The 2,564-nt window shown below is 52.1% G+C and carries 3 protein-coding genes and 1 pseudogene; all 4 read right to left on the minus strand.

Features of this window, described 5'->3' with window-relative positions; translation table 11 throughout:
* Positions 1 to 320: 320 nt before the first annotated feature.
* Positions 321 to 509, minus strand: a complete 189-nt coding sequence (locus RMSM_RS42270) for a pirin-like C-terminal cupin domain-containing protein (RefSeq protein WP_236621977.1) — start codon at positions 507 to 509, stop codon at positions 321 to 323.
* Complete coding sequence (locus RMSM_RS42275; RefSeq protein ID WP_008691294.1) at positions 473 to 688, minus strand: pirin family protein; 216 nt, start codon at positions 686 to 688, stop codon at positions 473 to 475. Before RMSM_RS42275 ends, RMSM_RS42270 begins: the two co-directional genes overlap by 37 nt.
* An 84-nt stretch (positions 689 to 772) precedes the next feature.
* Positions 773 to 1,402 carry an isochorismate family cysteine hydrolase YcaC gene (gene ycaC / locus RMSM_RS02830; protein WP_008691295.1) on the minus strand — a complete coding sequence of 210 codons (630 nt, stop codon included), beginning with the start codon at positions 1,400 to 1,402 and terminating at the stop codon, positions 773 to 775.
* Between the two features lie 942 nt (positions 1,403 to 2,344).
* Positions 2,345 to 2,564 (minus strand): annotated as a pseudogene (locus RMSM_RS42280) (hypothetical protein); the annotation flags it as partial.

Below are 2,564 nucleotides of genomic sequence, written 5' to 3' on the forward strand. Positions count from 1 at the left end.
TCTGCGACTTTCGCTACAGTGAATTCGCATCGATGGGCTCACGCCCGTGGCTACATCCGACCGTCCCTTCGGGACTTGCACTTTACAACTTGCGGCAGTCACGTCTTTCCGACCAGGGCAAGCCCGGCGGAAGCCAAAGGAGCCAGACTTTCAGAACTTATAAATTGCAGCGTCGCTACGTCCATTCTAAATGCGAGGCACCTGAGAAAGGAAAATAGGTTAAAACATGGAAGGTTAGAAAATGGCGAGCGGTGAGTGAGCATGCTCCGCACCGAAGTAGTCGCATTCCGTTCAATCATCGAAGTGTGTCAAAGGCAATTCTAAGAAAGGTAACGGTTGAATTCATCGAGGACGCGCGGTGGACATTGATCTAGAGAAAAGTCCTCAAACGCCTTCTGGAGCTCTTCGCGGGTATTCATCACAAATGGCCCTTGCCCTGCAACCGGCTCATTGATTGGCTGACCGTCCATGATCAAAAGTCGGGCATCCGAATTTGCTTGAATTGCCACACCGTGACCAGTCTTCTCAAAGATTGCAAGATCTCCCGCGTGTTCACCGTTTCAAACCCTTTATGCGGATGCGCGGCAACGCCGCGATGCTCGTGTCCCAGAGCAAACTCATACGGAGCGACATAATCAAGCAACAGGAAAGGATTCAGCTCGCGACCAAGCCCATTGTAATCGGACACCGATTGAACTGGAAAACCGTCTCCAACGCAGTGCGTTTGCGAGCTCTTGTGGACCGAGTGTATAGCTTTGGGAGGCATGTTGATTTACTTCGATTGAGCCACATAGCTGTTCATGAGACATCGATAAATGGGCAGGTGATTTGAGAGGAGCGTGCCAAGACCCTCCATGTCATTGCGCCAATCCCGGTGTAGTTCTCCGGCAACAGCAAACCAATTTATCAATTGCGCACCCGCGGCCGACATTCGTGCCCAGGCGGCGTCGCGAGTCGTCTTGTTGAACGTGCCGGAAGCATCACAGACAACAAATACGTCGTAACCCGCTTCGATGGCGGATAATGTTGGGAATGCGACGCACACTTCGGTGACGATTCCCGCAATCAACAGTTGCTTTTTACCAGTCTCCTTCACCGCGTCGACGAAGTCTTCGTTGTCCCACGCATTGATCTGGCCCGGCCGCGCAATGTACGGCGCATCGGGAAACATTTCCTTAAGCTCCGGAACGAGCGGGCCGTTTGGTCCGTCCTCGAAGCTCGTCGTCAGTATGGTTGGAAGCTCAAAGTACTTTGCACAGTTAGCCAGCGCCAGGACGTTGTTCTTAAAGTCGTCTGGCGAAAAGTCGTGAACAAGGTTAGTGAGGCCGGTTTGATGATCAACCAAAAGAACTGCTGCTTCGTTCTTGTCCAACCGGCGATAGGTAAAGGATTCGTTGTTCATGGACTTCTCCAGTTTCGAGTCGGTTCATGGAAAGACGCTGCTTTGGGGCAGAACGGCGGCGATCACACGGTGGCGACCCAAGAGGTTGTGGTCACGAAAACACGTTGCCGCCGCTCGTGTGCACCACATCGTTCCTGCGCTGTGCCTGGGTTGCGGACGACTCGTCGATCGGTCTCGCTACGCATCCCTTAGAATACTGACCGAAGAGGAGCTGAGCAACAATCGACCGCACAACCATCGACCTTGCAACAGACGTACCACAACTCAACCACTCCTGAAATTTTCCTGCCTCCATCTTCCTGCCAACTCGGACCGAGCAAATGGGTAGGAAAATGGAGGTAGGAAGATAAGAAGCGAACAAATTCGGCCGCGCTGATCGATTCGCCGACAAAAAAATAGAGGGCAAAAATATGAGGTAACGATTCGGGAGATCGCCATGCTGACTGCTTCCGACCCTCAACCCATCTTTTTGCCCCCCATCTTTTTGTCGGCAACGCATTGGAAAGAATGTCTCGAGAGCGCAACTTATTTCATGACAGAGAGCAGGTACGATGGTGGTCACTTGGTCCGAGCATTGTTCTTTGCTGCATGGATAAATGAACAAGCAGCAGGGAATCACGAGAGCAGATGAGAATTGCCCAGCGCCCCCGTGTACTCAGCAGACTCCTGACTCATTCGGCCGCGATGATCGATTTGCCGACAAAAAATAGAGGGCAAAAATATAAGGAAACGATTCGGGAGATCGCCATGCTAACTGCTTCCTAGCCTCGACCCATCTTTTTGCCCCTCATGTTTTTGCCGGTAATACAGTGGAAAAAATGTCTCGAGAGCGCAACCTATTCCATGCAAGACCGTTACCGATCAACCGGCGGCGACGGTTGATCATCCACTTCAAAACACCCGGCTTCGCCGCTCGGTTGCATCGGTATTGTTCCCCGCTCTTCACGGCAATCCAGCACGGAACCGGTCGCGTTCACGAGCAAGTGTTTGTTGCGATGCGTTGCCAAACCTTCCAGCTAGTGCAGGCTGGCCAAAGAGGTGAAACCAAAGTGTACCAAGTGTAACAAACACCAGGGCGTGAATACCGAATATCAATCCGTTTGAATCAGGCGTTGCCTCGAATTGCAGCAAAGATAAGACGCAGCCTATCGTGGTGAGTGTC

The organism is Rhodopirellula maiorica SM1, from assembly GCF_000346295.1.
GTDB classification, from domain to species: Bacteria; Planctomycetota; Planctomycetia; order Pirellulales; family Pirellulaceae; genus Novipirellula; species Novipirellula maiorica.

Excerpts from the sequence above, each read along its gene's own strand:
- ycaC (WP_008691295.1), bottom strand. The coding sequence starts at position 1,402 with ATGAACAACGAATCCTTTACCTATCGCCGGTTGGACAAGAACGAAGCA.